The 19,717-nt window shown below is 63.4% G+C and carries 19 protein-coding genes; 9 read left to right on the top strand and 10 right to left on the bottom strand.

The features are described 5' to 3' along the window. Positions 1-139 precede the first annotated feature (139 nt). Positions 140-751 (bottom strand): LOG family protein, encoded by a 612-nt coding sequence (locus NKJ37_RS13300; RefSeq protein WP_023812907.1) that lies wholly within the window; start codon positions 749-751, stop codon positions 140-142. Positions 752-894: 143 nt separating this feature from the next. Between NKJ37_RS13300 and NKJ37_RS13295 the strand changes: the two genes are divergently transcribed. Then, positions 895-2,379, top strand: coding sequence for a LysM peptidoglycan-binding domain-containing protein (locus NKJ37_RS13295; RefSeq protein WP_128303054.1), 1,485 nt, complete (start codon positions 895-897; stop codon positions 2,377-2,379). A 24-nt stretch (positions 2,380-2,403) separates the two neighbouring features. Here NKJ37_RS13295 and NKJ37_RS13290 read toward each other — a convergent pair whose 3' ends face one another. Beyond that, positions 2,404-3,198, bottom strand: coding sequence for an NAD(P)H-dependent oxidoreductase (locus NKJ37_RS13290; protein WP_023813729.1), 795 nt, complete (start codon positions 3,196-3,198; stop codon positions 2,404-2,406). Positions 3,199-3,293: 95 nt separating this feature from the next. Between NKJ37_RS13290 and NKJ37_RS13285 the strand changes: the two genes are divergently transcribed. From NKJ37_RS13285 to NKJ37_RS13260, 6 genes are all read left to right on the top strand, one after another. Then, positions 3,294-4,226 carry a LysR family transcriptional regulator gene (locus NKJ37_RS13285; RefSeq protein WP_031213735.1) on the top strand — a complete coding sequence of 311 codons (933 nt, stop codon included), beginning with the start codon at positions 3,294-3,296 and terminating at the stop codon, positions 4,224-4,226. A gap of 67 nt (positions 4,227-4,293) precedes the next feature. Further along, positions 4,294-4,626, top strand: coding sequence for an ArsR/SmtB family transcription factor (locus tag NKJ37_RS13280; RefSeq protein ID WP_031213736.1), 333 nt, complete (start codon positions 4,294-4,296; stop codon positions 4,624-4,626). A gap of 76 nt (positions 4,627-4,702) precedes the next feature. Next, complete coding sequence (locus NKJ37_RS13275; protein ID WP_023813732.1) at positions 4,703-6,583, top strand: ABCB family ABC transporter ATP-binding protein/permease; 1,881 nt, start codon at positions 4,703-4,705, stop codon at positions 6,581-6,583. Between the two features lie 121 nt (positions 6,584-6,704). Then, positions 6,705-7,052 (top strand): antibiotic biosynthesis monooxygenase family protein, encoded by a 348-nt coding sequence (locus NKJ37_RS13270; protein WP_023813733.1) that lies wholly within the window; start codon positions 6,705-6,707, stop codon positions 7,050-7,052. A 283-nt stretch (positions 7,053-7,335) separates the two neighbouring features. Then, entirely contained in the window at positions 7,336-8,034 is a 699-nt protein-coding gene (locus NKJ37_RS13265; RefSeq protein WP_352442157.1) for a phosphatidylserine decarboxylase, read from the top strand. 3 nt (positions 8,035-8,037) lie between these two features. Then, a complete protein-coding gene (locus NKJ37_RS13260) occupies positions 8,038-8,856 on the top strand; it encodes a CDP-alcohol phosphatidyltransferase family protein (RefSeq protein ID WP_502895160.1) in 819 nt (272 codons plus the stop codon). Between the two features lie 234 nt (positions 8,857-9,090). Here the strand turns inward: NKJ37_RS13260 and NKJ37_RS13255 are convergent, their stop codons facing one another. Continuing rightward, on the bottom strand, positions 9,091-11,313 hold the full coding sequence (locus NKJ37_RS13255; protein WP_352609786.1) for an AMP-binding protein: 2,223 nt from the start codon (positions 11,311-11,313) through the stop codon (positions 9,091-9,093). Between the two features lie 123 nt (positions 11,314-11,436). Further along, positions 11,437-11,844 carry a tautomerase family protein gene (locus tag NKJ37_RS13250; protein WP_352609784.1) on the bottom strand — a complete coding sequence of 136 codons (408 nt, stop codon included), beginning with the start codon at positions 11,842-11,844 and terminating at the stop codon, positions 11,437-11,439. 113 nt (positions 11,845-11,957) lie between these two features. Between NKJ37_RS13250 and NKJ37_RS13245 the strand changes: the two genes are divergently transcribed. Continuing rightward, the gene (locus NKJ37_RS13245; protein ID WP_352773967.1) at positions 11,958-12,815 is read left to right on the top strand and encodes a LysR substrate-binding domain-containing protein; all 858 of its coding nucleotides are present in this window, start codon (positions 11,958-11,960) and stop codon (positions 12,813-12,815) included. 133 nt (positions 12,816-12,948) lie between these two features. On the opposite strand, the gene NKJ37_RS13240 is transcribed toward NKJ37_RS13245, so the two are convergent. The 4 genes from NKJ37_RS13240 to NKJ37_RS13225 form a co-directional block, all read right to left on the bottom strand. Further along, on the bottom strand, positions 12,949-13,875 hold the full coding sequence (locus NKJ37_RS13240; protein WP_352677475.1) for a DMT family transporter: 927 nt from the start codon (positions 13,873-13,875) through the stop codon (positions 12,949-12,951). Positions 13,876-13,935: 60 nt separating this feature from the next. Further along, a complete protein-coding gene (locus NKJ37_RS13235; RefSeq protein WP_128303058.1) occupies positions 13,936-14,823 on the bottom strand; it encodes a DMT family transporter in 888 nt (295 codons plus the stop codon). A gap of 178 nt (positions 14,824-15,001) precedes the next feature. After that, entirely contained in the window at positions 15,002-15,409 is a 408-nt protein-coding gene (locus NKJ37_RS13230; protein WP_352773965.1) for a hypothetical protein, read from the bottom strand. Beyond that, positions 15,382-16,518, bottom strand: coding sequence for a S10 family serine carboxypeptidase-like protein (locus tag NKJ37_RS13225; protein WP_352773964.1), 1,137 nt, complete (start codon positions 16,516-16,518; stop codon positions 15,382-15,384). The genes NKJ37_RS13230 and NKJ37_RS13225 overlap by 28 nt, the downstream gene beginning before the upstream one ends. A gap of 153 nt (positions 16,519-16,671) precedes the next feature. On the opposite strand from NKJ37_RS13225, the gene NKJ37_RS13220 reads away from it, so the two are divergent. Further along, positions 16,672-17,373, top strand: coding sequence for a helix-turn-helix transcriptional regulator (locus NKJ37_RS13220; protein WP_352753442.1), 702 nt, complete (start codon positions 16,672-16,674; stop codon positions 17,371-17,373). Between the two features lie 21 nt (positions 17,374-17,394). On the opposite strand, the gene NKJ37_RS13215 is transcribed toward NKJ37_RS13220, so the two are convergent. Further along, positions 17,395-18,489: a polyamine ABC transporter substrate-binding protein gene (locus tag NKJ37_RS13215; RefSeq protein WP_352550560.1), complete on the bottom strand. Its 1,095-nt coding sequence runs from the start codon at positions 18,487-18,489 to the stop codon at positions 17,395-17,397. Between the two features lie 45 nt (positions 18,490-18,534). Further along, on the bottom strand, positions 18,535-19,641 hold the full coding sequence (gene aguA, locus NKJ37_RS13210) for an agmatine deiminase (RefSeq protein ID WP_352722768.1): 1,107 nt from the start codon (positions 19,639-19,641) through the stop codon (positions 18,535-18,537). Positions 19,642-19,717: the final 76 nt, after the last annotated feature.

Here is a 19,717-nt window from a genome sequence, read left to right as displayed (position 1 = left end):
AGGGGAATAGGGGAATAGGGGAATAGGGGAATAGGGGAATAGGGGAATAGGGGAATAGGGGAATAGGGGAATAGGGGAATAGGGGGCGCCGTTCCCAGGCACTTCACATATTCCCCTACTGCCTTACTCCCGTATTCCCCTACATCTTGTCTATCACCGACTGCACGCCCTCGGTCGGGGCGTCTACGGAGGATCCAGCCACCATGATGGCGGCGACGATCGCTTCGGGGTCGTCGACAACCAGCGGCTTGACCCGTTGCGCGGTGTGGATGAAGCCCTCAGCGGCCATGTGATCGAGCAGCGTCAGCATCGGATCCCAGAATCCTCCGACATTGCCGAAGACGATCGGTTTGCGATGATGGCCAAGCTGCGCCCAGGTCATCACCTCGACGATCTCCTCGACCGTGCCGATGCCCCCCGGCAGCGCCACAAAGGCGTCGGATTTCTCGAACATCTTGTGTTTGCGCTCGTGCATGTTGTCGGTGATCAGCAACTCGTCGAGCCGGTCAAGCGCGGTTTCGGTTGCCTCCCTGTTGATCAGGAAGCGCGGAATGATGCCCGTCACCTTGCCGCCGGCGCGCAAAGCGCCTTCGGCGACAGCGCCCATGATGCCTTTGGTGCCGCCGCCATAGACCAGCCGCATTCCTGCTTTGGCAATCGAGCGTCCGAGCAGGTTTCCGGCCTTGATATAGATTTCATCACGGCCCGGAGACGAGCCGCAATAGACGCAGACGGATCGAATCGTGTTCATGCCGATGATTGGTGATTGGGTCTGAAAGCGTGGTCAAGCCCCAAGGGTCAACAAGCCCGGGCTTTTTCTTGTCGGCCCGTTTTTCTTGTCGGCATTGGCAAAACAAGCTAGACCGGCGTTAGGTGGCTAAGGGGTAGGGAAATATGGCAATTAATCCACTGAAGGCGTTCCTGTTCGCGGCGGGTGGGACCGTTGCTGCCGCGGGAACCGCCTATGTATCGGGCGCACTCGACCCGTATCTCAATCCCACGCCGCCGGCGCAAGTGGCGGCGCAGACGTCGCCCGCAGCGCCAAAATCGGCCGATCCCGGCACCGAAGCGCGGCTGCCCGCCGCGGAGGTCCCCGCGGCTCCCGCCGCGGTGCCCCAGGCAACGGCACCGGCCGCGGCGGCGCCGGCTGCGGCCGGTCCCGTCGCACCGTCCTTTGACGTCGTGCGCGTCGAGGGCAATGGCTCGATCGTCGTTGCCGGCAATGCAGCGCCCAACGCAAAGGTCGAGATCCTCAACGGCACGACCGTGCTTGGCTCGACGGTTGCCGGTCCCGATGGCGCATTTGTCATCGTGCTGGACGATCCGCTGAAGCCCGGCGACTATACAATCGCACTGCGCGCGACCACGGGCGATGTCGTCACCCCTTCGGTGCAGACCGCTGTCGTTTCGGTTCCCAAGGATGCCGCCGGCCAGGTGCTGGCAATGGTCGAGGAGCCGGGCAAACCGGCCGAACTGCTCACCGTTCCGGCGCCCGAAACAAAGCCGGCTGCTCCGGCCGCCGCGCCGGCTGCTCCCGCAGCCGAAGCGCCCGCAACTGCTCCGGCACCAGCCGCCCCGGCACCTGCCGTCGTAGAAGCAGCACCGGCTCCTGCCGTGGTAGAAGCAGCACCGGCTCCTGCAGCGCCGGCGACGCCGCCCGCTGCAGGCGTGACCGAGCCCAAGATCGTCGTCGAGGCGGTCGAGATCGACGGCAGCAAGATCTTTGTCGCCGGTCTCGCCGATGCCGGCCGCAAGGTGCGCGCCTATGCCAACGATATCCTGCTCGGTGATGCGCAAACTTCGACGGACGGTCATTTCCTGGTCGAGGCGACGCGCGACATTCCGGTCGGCAGCTACACAATTCGTGTCGACGGCCTCGATACCGACGGTGTGACAGTTGTGGCCCGCGCAGCCGTGCCGTTCGAGCGCGAGCCCGGCGAAGCGGTCGCCGCCGTGGCACCCTCGGCGCCGAAGCCCGTTCAGCCCAAGCCGGCCGCACCTGCCGCCGCCGAGGCGCCGGCCGCGGCCGGGACGGCCCCGGCCACGACGCCTGCTCCCGCCACCGAGGCTCCGGCCGTTGTGGCGGAGGCGACGCCGCCAAGCGATGTGCCCGAGACCGTGGCGCCCAAGCTCGAACATGCCGACGGCGCCGTCATCATCCGCCGCAACGATACGCTGTGGCGGATCTCGCGGCGCGTCTACGGCCATGGCGTACGCTTCTCGACCATCTACCTCGCCAACCAGGACCAGATCAGTGATCCCGACCGCATCTGGCCGGGGCAGGTGTTCAAGGTCCCGGAAAAGTCGAAGGAAGGCGAGGCAGCCGACCTCAAGACGATGGGCGAGCAGGCAACGACAGCGCCGGCCAAGACCAACTAGATCCAAGGCCGTCCAGGTCGAAATCTACTGGTGTGCTGAGCCGCTCAGGTGCAGTTTGAATCCGATCATGTTCGGATCCCCCAGGTCGGGGCGTAGTTTCATGCTCGGAATCAAATAGTCGCCGCCATTCTGCCGGCGATAGGGGATGGGTTGCGTGGTCGCGAGCGTTCTCATCCTCTCGCGCAGGCGCTCGGCGGTGGGTTCGAAGTCGGCTTCACCGAAGCGGTCGACGCTGTAGACGACGAATGGCGGAAGGACGTCGTAGCCCGGGTAGTAGAGGATCCCGTGGTTGATCGGGAACAGCAGATCATCAATTGGTCCGTTGACGCCGCGAGGGGCATAGTGCTCCTCCCAGCCGCCGGCGGTCACGATCAACATTGCGCGCTTGCCCATCAAGGTTCCCTCGCCGTAGCGGTCGCCCCATCGTTTGTCGCTATGTTCGCCCACGCCGTAAGCGAAGCCGTAGGCAAAGACCCTGTCGACCCAGCCCTTGAGGATCGCCGGCATGGCAAACCACCAGAGCGGAAATTGGAGAATCAGGGCATCCGCCCATAGCAGCTTTGCGATCTCGGCCTTGACGTCCTCTGTCAGCGCGTCGGCCTCGAAAGACTTTTTTGACGCTGCGGCAGGCATCAGCCGCGCGCCCGGCGCCAAAACCGGAAAGTCGGCCCGATCAACCGCTGATTTCCAACCCTGGGCGTAGAGGTCCGTCACCCGCACTTCGTGGCCTTGTGCCTCGAGTTCTCTGATGGCGACGTCGCGGAGCGCGCCGTTGAGCGAGCGGGATTCGGGATGTGCGAAGACAAGTAGGATTTTCATGCGGGGGACTCCGGGGATTGAAAAACTGGTCCCTTAGCTAGGCAATATCGACGCAATCCGCTATATATTCGTAATGCATAAGATTGTGCCGAATAGTGGATAAATCGGACATCACCCTCGAACGCATGCGCACCTTCGTTCGCGTCGCGGAACGGGGCAATCTGTCCTTGGTTGCCGGTGAACTGGGTATCGGACAATCGACGGTCACGCGGCATCTGCAGGAACTCGAAGAGGCAGTGGGTGCGCCTTTGCTCAGCAGGACCACCCGGCGGGTCACGCTGACCGACGAGGGCAGCCGCTACTATGCCAACAGCGTCCAGATCCTGCGCCTTGTCGAGCAGGCCGGCGACGAAGCGCGGGGCGCACGTGGCGCGCCGGCCGGCACCGTCCGGATATCCTGTACTGCCGCTTTCGGGGTCTTGCACACCAGCCGACTCATCTTCGACTTTCAGGACCGATATCCCGACATCGGCGTTGACCTCAGCCTCAGCGATGAGCGTGTCGACCTCGTCAGGGAAGGTGTCGACATCGCGCTTCGGTTGGGGCCGCTCACCGACAGCTCATTGAGGCTGCGGGCCCTCGGCCTGTCACGGCGCCTGCTCGTGGCATCGCCGGATTATCTGGCGCAGCGAGGCAGACCGGCTATCCCGTCGGATCTGTCTGGACATGAGGGTATCCGGATGTCGAACGTGGCGGGGAGTGAAACTCTTGCCTTGCAGGGCGCCGGAGGCGAGCGCCATATGGTGCCTTTCGCGGGGCGCCTGCGTGTCGACCATGGGCTTGCCGCGCGCGAGGCTTTGCTCGCGGGTCGAGGGGTCGCACCGGCTCACCGATGGCTTGTCGACGATCTTTTGGCGGCGGGCCTGCTCGAGACGATACTGGATGATTATTCACTGCCGTCCGCCCCTTTGAACATGCTGATCGTCCCGGAGCGCGCGGGCGTTGCAAGGGTCCGCCTGATGGTCGACTTCCTGGCTGAGCGGATTGCCGGCATCCCGGGGATCGAGAAGTCCAGTCCAAAGCGTTAGCCGCTATCTGCTCTGCCCAGAAGAGTAGCTTGCAGCAGCGTCGACCATCGTTTATCGCCGATGGACGATGAGCGAATCCCTAGCTGAAATAGGTATGCCTGGCTGCGCCCCGGACAGCCGAGCCGTTGCCACCCGGCTGGCAGCACTTTCGCACCCGGCTCGGATCGAAATCCTGAAATACCTGTCCGCAAGCAACTCCTGCTGCTGCCGCGAGGTTGTCGACCGTTTCGATCTGGCGCAGTCCACTGTGTCACAACATTTGAAGATACTGGTCGAAGCCGGGCTGGTCCGGTTCGAACCCGACCGTCAGCGCTCGCGCTACGAGGTCGATCGTGCCGCACTTGCCGATGTTTCCGCGTCGGTGGCCGCGCTCGTCAATTCCTGCTGCTCCGGCCGCTAGACCATGATCCCGAAAAGTGGAGCCCGGTTCTCGGACGAGATCATGGTCAAAAAGACATAAGAAGAAGGCACAAGAAATGGCCGAAAAAACCGTCTCCGACTCCTCGACCTTCAAGACGCTGCTCAATTTGTGGCCCTATATGTGGCCGGCGGATCGCGCCGATCTGAGAGCCCGGGTCACATGGGCGACGCTTCTGTTGGTCGTCGCCAAGCTGACGCTGGTCGCCGGTCCCTATTTTTTCAAATGGGCGACCGACGCGCTGGCCGGCGACGCCAAATCGGTGCCGCCGCTGCCGAGTTTTCTGCTGGCGCCGGTCATGCTGGTCGTTGCCTACAATGTCGTGCGCCTGGTGCAACTTGGCTTCAATCAATTGCGCGACGCCTTGTTTGCCCGTGTCGGCCAATACGCGGTGCGCCAGCTCGCCTTCCGCACCTTCGTCCACATGCACCAACTGTCGCTGCGCTTCCATCTCGAGCGCCGCACCGGCGGCCTGTCGCGCATCATCGAGCGCGGCACCAAGGGTATCGAGACGATCGTGCGCTTCATCATGCTCAACACGGCGCCGACCATCCTCGAATTCGCGCTGACCACCGGCATCTTCGCCTACACCTATGGCTGGAAATACGTAGTCGTCGTCGCGGTCACCGTCTGGGTCTATGTCTGGTTCACGGTCCGCGCCAGCGACTGGCGCATCTCGATCCGCCGCGACATGAACGACAGCGACACCGATGCCAACACCAAGGCAATCGACTCGTTGCTCAATTACGAGACGGTGAAATATTTCAACAATGAGGGCATGGAAGCCGAGCGCTTCGACCGCTCGATGGCACGCTACGAGGTCGCAGCGACCCGGATCTGGACCTCGCTCGGCTGGCTGAACTTCGGCCAAGGCATCATCTTTGGCCTCGGCACCGTCATCGTCATGTGCATGTCGGCGCTGGAAGTGCAGGCCGGCACGCAGACGGTCGGCGACTTCGTCTTCATCAATGCCATGCTGATGCAGCTGTCGGTGCCGCTCAATTTCATCGGCTTCATCTACCGCGAAATCCGCCAGGGGCTGACCGACATCGAGCAGATGTTCGACCTTCTGGATGTGCCGCAGGAGATCGTCGACAAGCCGGACGCGAAGCCACTTACTGTCAGCGCCGGCAAGGTCGAGTTCCGCGACGTGCATTTTTCCTATGACCCCAACCGCAAGATCCTGAAGGGCATCAGCTTCGAGGTGCCGGCCGGCAAGACCGTGGCCATTGTCGGGCCCTCGGGCGCCGGCAAGTCGACCATCTCGCGGCTTCTGTTCCGCTTCTACGACGTCCAGTCCGGCCAGGTGCTGATCGACGGCCAGGATATCAGGGACGTGACGCAGGAGAGCCTGCGCGGAGCGATCGGCATGGTGCCGCAGGACACCGTACTGTTCAACGACACCATCGCCTACAACATCCGCTATGGCCGCATCGGCGCCAGCGAGGAGGATATGCAGAAGGCCGCCGAACTCGCCCAGATCGGCCCGTTCATCGAGCGATTGCCTGACGGTTACAAGTCGATGGTCGGCGAACGCGGGCTAAAACTTTCGGGCGGCGAGAAGCAGCGCGTGGCGATCGCCCGCACCATCCTGAAGGCGCCGCCGATCCTGATGCTCGACGAAGCGACCTCGGCGCTCGACAGCCACACCGAACAGGAAATCCAGGCCGCGCTCGATCTGGTCAGCCGTGGCCGCACCACCATCGTCATCGCCCACCGCCTGTCGACGGTGATTACCGCTGATGAGATCATCGTGCTGCAGGACGGCCAGATCGCCGAGCGCGGCACCCATGCCGAGCTGATGCGCAAGCATGGCCTCTACGCCTCGATGTGGGACCGCCAGCGCGAGGCGACCGAGGCCGAGGAGCGCCTACGCATCGCCCGCGAGGGCGACGAGCTTGGCGTTGTCGTTCGTCGACGAACGTCGGAGGTGAATTGACACCGTTTCCTTCTCCAACGAGGGGAAAAGAGAAAATTTCCGCTTGACCTCAACTTAAGTTGAGATCGTAGGCCGTTCTTGGAGCCCGCCAACTAGCGTGTTTAAAAAACGGAGCAATCGAATGAGCGAGACAAATCAGACTGTTGACGGGGGCAGCGTGTTCAGGGTGGACAAATTCGTCGTCCCGGCCGCCGCTCGCAAGGAGATACTCGCCAAGGTCCGGACGACGCATGAATTGCTGCGCCTGCAACAAGGCTTTGTGCAGGATTTCCTGCTCGAGCAATTCTCAGGCCCAGGCGAATTCAACCTCGTCACCATCGTCGAATGGGAGAGCCAGGCGGCCGTCGACAACGTCGTGCCGATCGTCAAAGCCGCGCACGAGCGCATCGCCTTCAACCCGCAGGAGACGATCGCCCGGCTCGGCGTTCGCGCCGACATCGCCAACTATCAGAGGGTTCCCGGGCTGTAGCAAGGCTGCTACCGCCAGCCGATGCCAGGTGCCGGCGCTTCGACGCTGAGCACCTGGCCGGTGCGGGCTTCAGAAGCCTTCGGATTTGGGATCATGGACGGGCAACCTTTTCCGGCGCCTTGAACCGTCGGTGTCCCGAATTCTGCCGACAACGACACCGACCTAGCAAGCGGATCGCGACCCCTGCCGGCGCACCCAATACGGCCTTCCCTATTGTTGCGTTGCGGCGAGGGGGGCTTTCGGCTATTGAGGCCGGACTTGAAACGGAGCCTGTTTATTACCGATGAGCCTTGTCGATACGGTCAAGAACGCGTTCGTACCGATCCATCGCGAGGGCTATCCCTTCATCGCAGCCTTTGGCGCGGCGACGCTTTTCCTCGGTTATTTCTCCTCGATCCTGTTCTGGATCGGTCTGATACTGACGGCCTGGTGCGTCTATTTCTTTCGCGATCCCGAGCGCGTCACGCCGGTAGATGACCGCCTGGTGGTCAGCCCCGCCGACGGCATCATCTCGGCGGTCGGACCCGCCGTGCCGCCGCGCGAACTCGGCCTCGGCAATGTCGAGATGACCCGCATCTCGGTGTTCATGAACGTCTTCTCCTGCCACGTGAACCGCGCCCCGGTGCGCGGCCGTATTGCGAAAATCGAACATCGGCCGGGCAAATTCCTCAATGCCGAACTGGACAAGGCCAGCACCGAGAACGAGCGCAACGGCCTGGTCATCGAGAGCCCCAATGGCACGGTCGCGGCCGTCCAGATCGCCGGCCTGGTGGCGCGCCGCATCGTCTGCTGGGCCGAGGCCGGCGGCTCGATCGGCACTGGCGAGCGTTTTGGCCTGATCCGCTTCGGCTCGCGTGTCGATGTGTTCCTGCCCCTGACCGCGACGCCGCGCGTTGCAGTCGGCCAGACGGCGGTTGGCGGCGAAACCGTGCTGGCCGAATTCGGCGGTGTTGCCGGCACGCCTCTTGTTCGGGTTTCCTGACCGGTGGGCACGCAATACAAAAAGTTCGAGGCCCATGCCAGCGGCGGTCCGCGCATCCGCGAAATCCCGATGCGCATGGTGCTGCCCAATCTGGTCACCGTGCTCGCCATTTGCGCCGGCCTGTCCGGCATCCGCTTCGGCTTCGAAGGCCGCTTCGAGCCGGCGGTGGTGATGGTGCTGCTTGCAGCCTTCCTCGACGGCATTGACGGCCGCTTGGCGCGGATGCTGAAGGCGACATCCAAATTCGGCGCTCAGATGGATTCGCTGGCCGACATCGTCAATTTCGGCGTGGCGCCGGCTCTGGTGCTCTATGCCTTCCTGCTCGACCGCGCCGGTTCGCCGGGCTGGATCGCGGCACTGCTGTTCGCCATCGCCTGCGGGCTGCGCCTCGCCCGTTTCAACGTGCTCGATGACGAGAAGGCCGATCGCCCCATATGGCAGTCCGAATATTTCGTCGGCGTGCCGGCGCCGGCTGGCGCCGTGCTGGTGATGCTGCCGCTTTATCTCTATTTCCTGCGCACAGGTCTGGAGCCCAGTCGTCCAGCAGCCTTCGTCGCCACCGGCTTCACCATCCTGGTCGCTTTCCTGCTGGTCAGCCGGCTGCCTGTCTATTCCGGCAAGAGCCTGAGAATCCCGGGCGACAAGGTGTTGCCGATCATCCTGGGTGTCGTCCTCTACGTGCTCCTGTTGATGACCTATCCCTGGTACACGCTGACCGCTTCGGTCGCCGGCTACCTGATCTTCCTGCCGTTCAGCGTGCGCGCCTATTCGAAGCGCGCCAAGCTGGAGGGCGAGAAGGTGCCGCCTTCGGATATAGGTTAGAACCTACGCTTTCGTCATCCTAGGGCGAAGCAGGAGCGAAGCGACGTTGCGAAGACCCTGGGATCCATGCCGTGACCTCAGCCAAAAAGCGCAACGGACGAGAACTGGCAATCGCTTGGCGCCGGTCGCCTTCTGAATGGCCGCGCGTGACGTGAATGTCACGGAATGGATCCTAGGGTCTGCGCCGCGTCGCTTCGCTCCTTGCTTCGCCCTAGGATGACGACCGCGAGGTATTTACGCCGCGACGCCGAGCCCCAGCCTGTCGATCGCCAGCTTTCTCGTCGACACATAGTCGGTCTTGCCGGATCCCAGCACCGGGATTTCCTCGACCTTAACGATGTCGTTCGGCACCATCAGTTCGGCAGCACCCGCCTGTTTGCCGAATTTGCGCAATTCGTCGGGATTGGCGTCGTCGGCGGTGGTGACCAGCACGATGCGCTCGCCGCGCCTCTTGTCGGGCACGGCCACAGCCGCGTGGTGCTCTTCCGGCCACAGCGACTGCACCAGCATCTCCACCGCACCCAGCGACACCATCTCGCCGGCGATCTTGGCGAAGCGCTTGGCGCGTCCGCGAATGGTGATGAAGCCTTCGCGGTCGACGGCAACGATGTCGCCGGTGTCGTGCCAGCCGGTCAGCGGCTGCAATTCACCGGGGCGGTCCGCGGTCATGTAGCCCATCATCAGGTTCGGTCCGTCGAGCCACAATTGGCCGGCGTCGGAGATGCCGTCGACCGGCTCGAGCTTCATGCGCATGGCCGGCAGCAGCCGACCCACCGTGCCGTCGCGGCCATGGATTGCGGTGTTGACGGCAACCACGGGTGCCGCCTCCGTCAGCCCGAACCCTTCGATGATTTCGGCTTGGAAGCGTTCGCGGTAGACGCGGCGGGTTTCCGGCTTCACCGCCTCGGCGCCGGCGACGACGAAGCGCAGGCTGGAAAAATCACCGTCCTTGGCGGTGCGCGCATAGTTGGCGAGGAATGTGTCGGTGCCGAACATGATGGTCGGTTTTACCTTGCGCGCAACCTCGGGAATGATCTTGTAGTGCAGCGGCGAGGGGTAGAGGAACAGCTTTACCCCGGTGACCAGCGGCAGGATGGTGCCGCCCGTCAGGCCGAACGAATGGAACACCGGCAGCACGTTGAGCAGGATGTCGGCGGGCGAGATGGTGATCCGCGCCTCGGCCTGCATGGCGTTGGCGTAAAGGTTCTTGTGCGACAGCACGACCGCTTTCGGCGTGCCTTCCGAACCGGAGGTGAACAGGATCACCGCCGGCTTGGCCGCATCCTGCCGCTGCAGCGGCCAGCGCCACAGCAAGGCGGCGGCAAGGTTGTCCAATGTGGTTACGCTTTCCCGCACATCCTCCAGCCAAAGCAGCCTGGCGCCGCCCTTTTCGACCGCCGCGACGATATCGGCAAGGTCGGCCTTCTCGACGAACGCGCGGGACGAAATCACGGTCCTTATCACCGCCGTGCGCACGGCCGCGGTGACGCTCGCCGGCCCGGCCGTATAGTTGATCATCGCCGCCACCCGGCCGGCCGACAGAAGGCCGGTGAGCGACAGCACGACGCCATTGGCGTTGGGCAGCATCACACCGACCGCTTCGCCCGGCGCCGTGACGGCCTCGAAGCGCCTGCCCAGGACGCGGGCGCCGATGAACATCTTGCGGTAGCTCAACGCACCCAAGATGACGTCTTCTATGATCGTGTGCGAAGCGCCGACGCGGTCGGCGGCATCGCGCATGGCCAGGAACAGGCCACGATCGAGGTTGGTGCCGAAGAGCCGCGCCTCGGCGACACGGTCGAACAGCGCGTTGGTGTTCGAGGCCTGCTCGGGATTGCGCGCCACCAGTTCGGCGATGGTCATCGGCTCCAGCACGCTGATCGACAGCTGCGGAAACCAGTGTCGTGGTGCCTTGTCCGCGGGCGTCAGCGACACCGGCAGGCTGCGCGCGCCGCCGACGAAGATCGGCACGATCTTGGCATCGGCCTGCATGGCGATGCGGGTGACGGCACGAAACAGCCGAAACGTCTTGACGTCGGGCTCGACCGCATCCGGCAAATAGACAGCGAGCCGGCCCTTGCCCTTCAGCACCCGCACCAACCGGCGGCTGACGAAGACATGTTCGGCGTTGAAGGCGATGGTGCGGCCAAGCTCGCGCCAAGGTTCGAGCCACGGCGAGCGCGCCGAGACCTCATCGAGAATATGCAGCGTGTCTTCCGGCAGCAGCGACAGCATCAGCGCCGGCTCGAAGCGCGATTGATGCGAGATGACGTAGATGACTGGGGCCTGCGCCTTGCGGGCGATCCTGATGCGGCTATCTCCGATCCGGTAGGCGAGCTTGAACGGCACATAGAGCAGCGCCTGGGTGAAGCGCAGGCCGAGGCGGAATTTTTCCGCCACGCCGATCAGCAGCCAGGCCAGAACAAGACCCGCAAGCAGCGCCAGTGTCAGGATCATGCCGCGTCTCTCCCAACGTTTTTAGCATCTCGGCTCTTTGCGGCCGTGTCGGCCAGAACCTAGACGATGTGGGAGCAAGGTCAATGCGGAGCTTTTGCTTCCCTTGGTGCGGGAAGCTGCTTCTCACGCCGCCTGCAGCCGTCCACTGATGAAACGAAATTCCTGCGTCTTGCCGCCATAGCCGTAAGCGGCTGCCGGCACTTCATGCACGAAGGCGTAGCTCTCCTCGTGCACTGCGCCCAGCAGACGGCCGAAGGCTGCGAAGATCGCCTTCAGATAGGCTTCCAGCTCGAGCTTGGTGTTGGTGCCGTCGACCACCTTGATATCAAGCCAGAACGTGTTGGTGCCGTGCTCGGCCAGCGACTTGCCGCCGGCGAACCAGTGCTGCGGATCGACATAGGACACGGCAACTGCCGTGATCGTCGGGTCCTTGCGCAGCTGCGTCGCGGTGATTTCCGTGGCCTCCTTTGCGATGCGAGCGGAAAGCGCCGCGTCAGGCTTGCCGGTGACGCTGACGTTGATGATGGGCATTTTTCTTCTCCTTGGCTTGAGCGGCGTCCGATCGCCGTTGAAACAACCATGCCATCATCTTTAGGTCAAAAAAATCGAATTGTTTTTAACTGAAGATTCGATAAGATCGAAGTATGGAAACACTGGATCCCGATCTGCTCCGAACCTTCCTTGCTTTCGTCGACAGCGGCTCGCTGGCCCAGGCGGCTGCAAGCGTTGGCCGCTCGCCCTCGGCGGTGACCGCCCAGATGCAGCGGCTGGAGGAAATCGTCGGTGAGCCGCTGCTGGCGCCGCAAGGGCGAGGACGCGGCTTGACCCCTGCAGGCGAAGACCTCGTCGGCCATGCCAGGCGGATCCTTGCCGCCCATCGCGAGGCTTGGCTGGCACTGAAGGGCGTGCGCGCTGCCGGGCGCGTCGCCATCGGCACGACGCAGGATTTTGCCGACAGCGGCCTGCCGGATCTGCTGCGAGCCTTCGCCGTCAGTCATCCACGCGTCAGGATCGAACTGCGGGTCGGCCGCTCGGCAGAGCTGGCGCAGGCGCTGCAGTCTGGCGGCCTCGATCTGGCGATCGTCATGCGCCAGGCGGCAGCGCCGGACGAAGTCGGCGTGCTGCGGGAGCCGATGATATGGCTATGCTCACAAAAAGGGCTGGCTTCGCGGCAGGAGGAATTGCCGCTGGCGCTGCTCGATCCGTATTGCGGTTTTCGCGAGGCAGCACTTGCCGCACTCGATGCTGCCGGCCGCCGCTACCGCATCGCTGCCGGCAGCGCCAGTCTGGCCGGCCTGCGCACGGCGGTGAACGCCGGTGTCGCGCTGACGCTGCGAACGGCTCGCTTTGCCCATTCCGGCATTGTCGAGGCGCCGCGCGAACTTGGCCTGCCGCATGTTCCAATGGCTGAGTTCGCCATCCGGTTGCTCGCTGGCTCCGATGGTCCGGCGGGCGATCTGGCGGCCCTTCTCAGTGGCAACCTTGCCCTGCCGGGCGGTTGAATGCCCAAAGAAAAAGCCGACCTTACGGTCGGCTTGGAGTAGGACGGGCCGAGGGGTTTGGGGGGACTTGGGGATGGCCCGTCGCAGCAATAATGCCTGACCCGGATGATGGTTCCGTGACCGCGTCACTTTTTTAAGAAATATTTGACGCCACGCGTTGCGGGCCGGCCAAGCGTTGCGAGCGGGCCATCAGCCAATCCCGCCCCGCATGGGCGAACACCGCGCACAACACGATGACGCCGCCGATCATGCTGGCGGCTGGTGCAATCTCGCCCAGGAACAGGAAGGCAAACAGGATCGCGAACGGCACTTCGGCCGAGCCGAGCAGCCCGGATTCGGCCGGCGGGATGAGCCGCGCGCCTTCCGTCCACAGGATCGAGGACAGCGCGAAGGACGCGCCGAAAGTGACGAGCAGAACCGCATCCCTTGGCGAAACCGCCAGCGGATCGGTGACGAACCAGCCGAGCACGAACAACAGGAAGGCCGACACCGCACCGGCCCACACCACGGGCGTGTCGCGGAAGGCGCGTACCATGATCATGTAGAGGCCGCTGCCGATGGTCATCAGCAGTGCCAGTCCGTCGCCGAACAGATTGCCGCTGCCGAAGCCGGACCAGACCATGATCGCCACGCCGCACAGCGACACGGCGGCGGCGACCATCGTCTGCAACCGGAACGGTTCGCGCGTCAGAACCCAGGCCAGCAGTGCGGTGACGAAAGGTGCTGTGGCATAGATGACGGCGACATTGGCGACGAAGGTGAACTTGAACGCCGATATGAAGGCGATGCTGGCCAGCGCACCTTCCACCGCCAGCAGCCAGCCGCGCCAGCCAAGCCGCAGCGTTTCGCGGTTGCCGGAACGGTGACGCCGCCACAGCACATAGAAGCTGATCAGGATCGCGCCGACAAAGCCGCGCCAGCAGATGATGGTCAACGGGTCGGCATGGATCGACTTTGTCAGGACACCGGTCAGGCCGAAAACGGCAGCTGAGGACGACACCAGGATGATGCCGAGTGTGCGCTCCGCGGCGGTGTCGGTGGCGGCTGCAAAGTCAGTCATGCAACCAGCCTACGCCGCTTGGTCCTGACATCGTAGTGTCAGCAATCATGGCCATGCACATCATAGCCGTTTGCGGAAATGCTCGGTGCCGACGATCAACAGGCCGGCGGCGACGATCAGGGCGGCACCCAGGAAGACTTCGCGGCGCGGCACGTCGCCCCAGATCGCAAAGCCGAGCGCGAACGCCCACAACAGCGAGGTGTATTCCAGCGGTGCCAGCACCGAGGCCGGTGTGCGCTTCATGCCCTCGAAGAGAAGATACTGCGCCAGGCCGCCGAGTGCGCCGACGCTGGCAAGGAGCAGCAACTGAGCCCCGTCCGGTGTCCGCCACCACAACAACGCCGGTACCGCCGAAAACAGCAGGAAATAGAAATTGTTGAGCAGGAGTTGGATCATCGAGCGCTCGGCAAGGGCGGTTTTGCGCAAGAGTACGATGGCGATGCCCCACAAGAAGGCGGCCGCCAGCACCAGCAGCACCGGCACGGACAGGCCGAGATGAGTCGGATCGCAAGCGATGAACACGCCGGCAAAGCCGATCAGCACCGCCAGCCAGCGCAGCATCGGCACTTTTTCGCCGAGCAGGAACACCGAAAGCACGGTGACAATGATTGGGGCCGCGTAATAGACGGTGGTCAGTTCGGCGAGCTGCAGGCTGCGCGCCGCGTTGTAGTAGCAGAGCCACGCAGCAAGCGTGAAGGCACTGCGCACCAGCATCGGCCGCACGATCGGCGAGCGCATCGTGTCAGCAAACAACTGTCGTCCGCCGATCGCCGCGCACGCACCCAGAATGGTGATGCTGCGGAAGAACATGATCTGCCAGACGCTCATGCCGACGACCAACAGCTTGATCGAAGCATCCTGTGTCGAAAACAGCAGATAGGCCGCACCGGTCAGCAGGATGCCTGCAAGAACCCGCTCGCGTGTTTCGAGAATGGCGATATCGGCCATAAGGCGCGTGGGACCAAAATTGCCGGAGCGGCAGAAATGCTGTGAGGAGCGACACAAGGGAACTGTGAATTCAGCTCCCTTGGCACCAAGCTATACGGGCGAAAACCGCTGCGGCGCTACGCCAGCCCGGTGCTTATGTTGGGGCAGGGGTCCATGGCGAGTTGCACTGTCGCCAAGCCTATTGCGTCGCCTGGTAAAGCTCCGAAGCGGCCTCTTTCAGGGCGCGCCGACCATCGGATCGGAAATACATCATGTGCCCGCCCTCGACGACATCGAGACGGATAGGCTTGGCATTGGCGAGCGACGGGATCTGGTTCACCAGGTAGCGCGAGGCGAGGTAAGGCGTGACCAGGTCGGTGTAGCCGTTGACGATCACGACGCCGAGCGAGGGGTTCAGCGAGCGTGCTCGCTGCAGATCGTCCATTACCCCGGCATAGCCTTGCCGTGACGCGCTGGTCCCGTAGTCCCAATTATGGCTGATTTCGCCATTGAGCAGCCGATAGCTGACATCGGTGCGGAAATGCAGTTCGTCGCTGATATAGCCGACGAACGCCGACGTCAGCGCCGGCACGCTGCGGTCGAGCACCGGATCCGGGCCGGCGATGCGAGCGCTCTCGGGCGCGATGTCGGCCGTGCCGATCGTGGCGTCATAGGGGCTGAGCACCTTGCCGCTGGCGCGGGCGAACTCCCTTGCGAACAGGCCGGTGGGAATGCGGGCGGAGTTCCGCTGCACCAGGTCGAGCGGCAGGCCGGTGATGTCAGCCACGCGTTGACTGGCCAGCCGCTGCCTTGCTCCAGTCCGCTGGTGAGCGCCGTAAGGTAATCGCCCATCGCATAATGTTCGACGTCTGCCAGCTTCTCCCGCAATGCATCGCCGCTGACGCCTTCGGCGCGCAGGCGCACCGCCGCCAGTGAAGGCAGTTCGAGCGCCCAATGCAGCGGCTCGAATTCGTCGGGCTGCACCAGCGTGAACTCCAGCGCCGGGGAGATCAGCACGATGCCGTTCGGACTGATGCCGATATCTTCCTGCAATGTCCTGGCGAGCAGCGCCGCGCGGAACCCGCCATAGCTTTCACCGGCAAGGAACAGCGGCGAGCCGGTGCGGCCGTTCTGCGAGAGATAGAGCCGGATGAAGGCGCCAATCGAGCTGGCATCCTGGTTGACACCCCAGAAATCGCGCGTGTCCTGCCCCGGTGCCTCGCGGCTATAGCCGGTTCCGACCGGATCGACGAAGACGAGATCGGTCATGTCGAGCCAGCTGTCCGGATTGTCGATCAGTCTTTGCGGTGACGGCAGGAATTCGCCGTCGGCTCCCGTCGCGATTATCCGTGGACCGAGAGCGCCGATATGCAGATAGGCGGACGCTGCTCCAGGGCCGCCGTTGAACACGAAGGTGATCGGCCGCTGCGGGTCTTTGGCCCCGCTTGCCGGCGGCTCCAGCGTGTAGGCGACATAGAAGATCTCCGCCGTGACGTCGCCCTTGCCGGAAAGCAGCGACAGGGTGGCGGCTTTTGCCTGGTAATCCAGCTTTCTTCCGGCCAGCGTGATCGAATGGTTGGTTGTCTGCGGCGGCGGCAGCAGGGACAGAACGCCGCCCGAGGGCGCCGGCCGCTCCGCTGTTTCAGCCAGGACGGGCTGCGCCAGGACGGCAAGCATCGGCAGGATAAGGCAGATCAGTTTCAGCTTGACCGGCATGATGGCTCCGCGACAACGACTCCCGCATAGGTATGGCCGAGAGGTTCGAAGTCAAAGGAAATGGCTGTTTTGAACTTGTAACGGCTTGCGCTACTGTGAGCCGGAATGCAGTCGAACGTTTCCCTCGATCAGTTTGGACGCTGGAGCGGCGGTGTGGCCGCTGCGGCCGTTGCCGCGACTCCCGAAGAATTGTCGGCTCGCTTCACGGCAGCGGCGAGCGAGTTGCTTGGCTCCGACCGCGCCTATGTCGGCTTTTACCGTCGCGATATCACGTCCCTGACCATCGACGATGCCGGCCCCGATCGCTGGAACCGCGACTACGATGCACGACTGTATCGCCAGGATCCCTTCTTCCAGAGGTTCGCCAGCACAAGGCAGGATTTCCTGTTGCCGCTGTCGGCACTCCGCAATGGCGACTTCCAGCGCACCCCCTACTATCGCGAATTCTTCGGCCCTTCCGACAGTTTCGACGAGATCACCGGCGTGTTCAATCTCGACGGGCTGACCGCTGGCTATGTCACTTTTCTCAGGCGAAACGGGGCAGAACCGTTTGGCGAGCAGGATCTGGCAACGGCTTGCGCGGCAAGCAGCGCGACAAGGCTCATTTTGGGAAGATTGCTTCATCTGTGCCGCTTCCGGCACAAGGGCGCCGCAATCGGTGACGCTCGCTCGCGGCTGAGCAGGCGCGAGGCCGAGATTGCGCGGCACCTGGTCGATGGTGGCAACGCCAAGACCATCTCGCGAAGTCTCGCCGTCTCGCCCGGCACCGTCCGCAACCACATCAAGCAGATCTACCGCAAGCTCGGCGTGCACTCCCAGGTCGAGCTGCTGGCGACCCTCCGCGACGTCGCTTGAGCCTGACGGCTCCCGCCGGCTCTATTGCCCCGTCACGATGCGCGTCCACATGCGGTTTTGCGATCGCAGCCACTTTGGGTCGTTGTTGTCGACCACGAACAGCTTGGCCTTTACGGCATCAGCCGGAAAGACGCCGGGATCGCTGGCTATGGCCTTGTCCATCAGCGGCAGGGACTCCGGTATCGCATTGGCGTAGGAGACATAGCTGGAATTGGCCGCGGCGATATCGGGCCGCAGATTGAAGTCGATCCAGGCCTGGGCGTTGTCGGGATGCGGCGCATCTTTCGGCACCGCCATCGTATCGAAGTTGATGAGCGTGCCTTCCCTGGGAATGGAATAGGCGATCTCCAGCTTCTTCACGGATTCCGCCGCACGAGTCCTTGCCTGGAGGATGTCCCCCGACCAGCCCAACACCACGCAGATGTCGCCGTTGGCGAGGTCGTTGATGTATTTGGACGAATGGAAATAGCGGATGTAGGGCCGCACCTTGCCCATCAGGTCCTCGACCCTGGCGAGGTCGTCGGGACTGGTCGATTTGGGGTCGATGTGAAGATAGTTCATCGCCATCGGGATGACTTCCGCCGGCGCATCGATCATGGCCACGCCGCAATCGGACAGCTTCTTGACCATTTCGAGGTCGAAGACCATGGCGAAGGAATCCGTCGGCGCGTCCGGCAGCCGCTGCTTCACCGCGGCGACGTTGTAGCCAATGCCGTCGGTGACCGCCATATAGGGCACGGCATGCAGGTTCCGCGGGTCGGCGCCAGCGATCAGCGCCAGGGCCTGCGGATCGATCTTCGAATGGTTGGCAAGCTTCGATTTGTCGAGTTCCAGGAACGCCCCCGCCTTCACCTGGTTCTTCAGGAACGGATAGGCTGAGGGGTAGACCACGTCATATCCCGAGCCGCCGGTGAGCAGCTTGGTTTCAAGCACCTCGTTGCCGTCATAGACATCGTAGCGAACCTTGATGCCCGTCTCCTTCTCGAATTTCTCGGCCGTGTCCTGCGCGATGTAGTCGGACCAGTTGTAGACGTTGACGATCTTTTCCTCGTCAGCCGAAGCCGCATTTGCGCAGATGCCGCAGGCAAGCAGGGTTGAGAAGATCAGAGCGCGCATAAATGTCCTCCGTTTTCGCTATCTGTTTTGGGCATGCCCCGTCCCTCAACGCCGTTGCGGGGCATAGACTGGCAAGGTGATGCAGGCGACATTGCCGCCACCCAGCAGGATCTCGCGTGAGTTTTCGATGCCGACTATCTTGTGGTCGGGAAACAGCTCGGCCAGCGTCTGCTTGGCCGTCACATCGAGATCGCAGCCGAACTGCGGTACCACCACGACGCTGTTGCCCGGATAGTAGTTGATATAGCTCGCCGCGATCCGGTTTCCAGCCGGTCGCGCCCAGGTCGAATCCAGCCGGTCCACGCTGTCGCTTTCTTCCGGCGTCATCTCGATCGGCAAGGGGTGGGGCAGCCGATGAACTTTCAGCGCGCGGCCACGCGCATCGCGGGCCGAACGCAGCACCTCTTCGGCTTCTCGCACAATCTCGTATTGCGGGTCCTCCCGGTTGTCGGTCCAGCTCAGCACGACCACGCCGGGGCGCACGAAGCAGCAGACGTCGTCGACATGGCCGTCGGTCTCGTCGAAAGCGAGGCCGCGTGGCAGCCAGATGACGGTATCGACACCGAGATAGTCGCCGAGCTGGCGTTCCACTTCGGCCTTGCCGAGATGGGCGTTGCGATTTCGGTTGAGGAGGCATTGCTCCGTCGTGATGAGGGTGCCCTGGCCGTCGCACTGCAATCCGCCGCCCTCGGCGATCAGCGGTGCGCGGTAGCGATCCATGTTCTCGATTTCGAGCACTTTCTGCGCCGCCAGGTCGTCCAGGTCCCATGGCGAATAGAGGCCGCCGTCGAAACCGCCATAGGCGTTGAAGATCCAATCGACGCCACGCACGTCGCCTTGATCGTTGACGACGAAATTGGGGCCGCTGTCGCGCAGCCAGGAATCGTTGGTGGACATCTCCACGATGCGCACATGGCCTGGCAATCGCGCTCGGGCATTCTGCCACTGGCGAGCAGAGGCCGCCACCGTCACCGGCTCGCTTTGCGCGATCGCCCCGGCGACATCCGCGAACAGCTTTTGCGCGGGCTTGGCGCCGAGGCGCCAGGTGTCCGGTCGCTCCGGCCAGATCATCCAGCAGCCTGATTTGGGTTCGAATTCGCCGGGCGCGCGAAACCCATCCTGTTTCGGCCTTGTCGAGAGGGTACGGGGCATCTTGGGACCGCCGGGAAATGGAGTGATGACTTGCCCGGATCAGACGTTTTGGGACCTTGTCCGTCAATGTCCCATT

The sequence above is a fragment of the Mesorhizobium sp. M0140 genome, from assembly GCF_040322475.1.
In the GTDB taxonomy this organism is placed as follows: domain Bacteria; phylum Pseudomonadota; class Alphaproteobacteria; order Rhizobiales; family Rhizobiaceae; genus Mesorhizobium.
The sequence above is the reverse complement of the archived record's forward strand: the minus strand, read 5'-3'. Positions and strand labels throughout refer to the sequence as shown.

What these genes read in the sequence shown, in the direction of transcription:
- NKJ37_RS13300 (WP_023812907.1), bottom strand. Translation starts at nt 751, where the DNA reads ATGAACACGATTCGATCCGTCTGCGTCTATTGCGGCTCGTCTCCGGGC.
- NKJ37_RS13295 (WP_128303054.1), top strand. Translation starts at nt 895, where the DNA reads ATGGCAATTAATCCACTGAAGGCGTTCCTGTTCGCGGCGGGTGGGACC.
- NKJ37_RS13290 (WP_023813729.1), bottom strand. Translation starts at nt 3,198, where the DNA reads ATGAAAATCCTACTTGTCTTCGCACATCCCGAATCCCGCTCGCTCAAC.
- NKJ37_RS13280 (WP_031213736.1), top strand. Translation starts at nt 4,294, where the DNA reads ATGAGCGAATCCCTAGCTGAAATAGGTATGCCTGGCTGCGCCCCGGAC.
- NKJ37_RS13275 (WP_023813732.1), top strand. Translation starts at nt 4,703, where the DNA reads ATGGCCGAAAAAACCGTCTCCGACTCCTCGACCTTCAAGACGCTGCTC.
- NKJ37_RS13270 (WP_023813733.1), top strand. Translation starts at nt 6,705, where the DNA reads ATGAGCGAGACAAATCAGACTGTTGACGGGGGCAGCGTGTTCAGGGTG.
- NKJ37_RS13265 (WP_352442157.1), top strand. Translation starts at nt 7,336, where the DNA reads ATGAGCCTTGTCGATACGGTCAAGAACGCGTTCGTACCGATCCATCGC.
- NKJ37_RS13255 (WP_352609786.1), bottom strand. Translation starts at nt 11,313, where the DNA reads ATGATCCTGACACTGGCGCTGCTTGCGGGTCTTGTTCTGGCCTGGCTG.
- NKJ37_RS13250 (WP_352609784.1), bottom strand. Translation starts at nt 11,844, where the DNA reads ATGCCCATCATCAACGTCAGCGTCACCGGCAAGCCTGACGCGGCGCTT.
- NKJ37_RS13245 (WP_352773967.1), top strand. Translation starts at nt 11,958, where the DNA reads ATGGAAACACTGGATCCCGATCTGCTCCGAACCTTCCTTGCTTTCGTC.
- NKJ37_RS13240 (WP_352677475.1), bottom strand. Translation starts at nt 13,875, where the DNA reads ATGACTGACTTTGCAGCCGCCACCGACACCGCCGCGGAGCGCACACTC.
- NKJ37_RS13235 (WP_128303058.1), bottom strand. Translation starts at nt 14,823, where the DNA reads ATGGCCGATATCGCCATTCTCGAAACACGCGAGCGGGTTCTTGCAGGC.
- NKJ37_RS13225 (WP_352773964.1), bottom strand. Translation starts at nt 16,518, where the DNA reads ATGCCGGTCAAGCTGAAACTGATCTGCCTTATCCTGCCGATGCTTGCC.
- NKJ37_RS13215 (WP_352550560.1), bottom strand. Translation starts at nt 18,489, where the DNA reads ATGCGCGCTCTGATCTTCTCAACCCTGCTTGCCTGCGGCATCTGCGCA.
- aguA (WP_352722768.1), bottom strand. Translation starts at nt 19,641, where the DNA reads ATGCCCCGTACCCTCTCGACAAGGCCGAAACAGGATGGGTTTCGCGCG.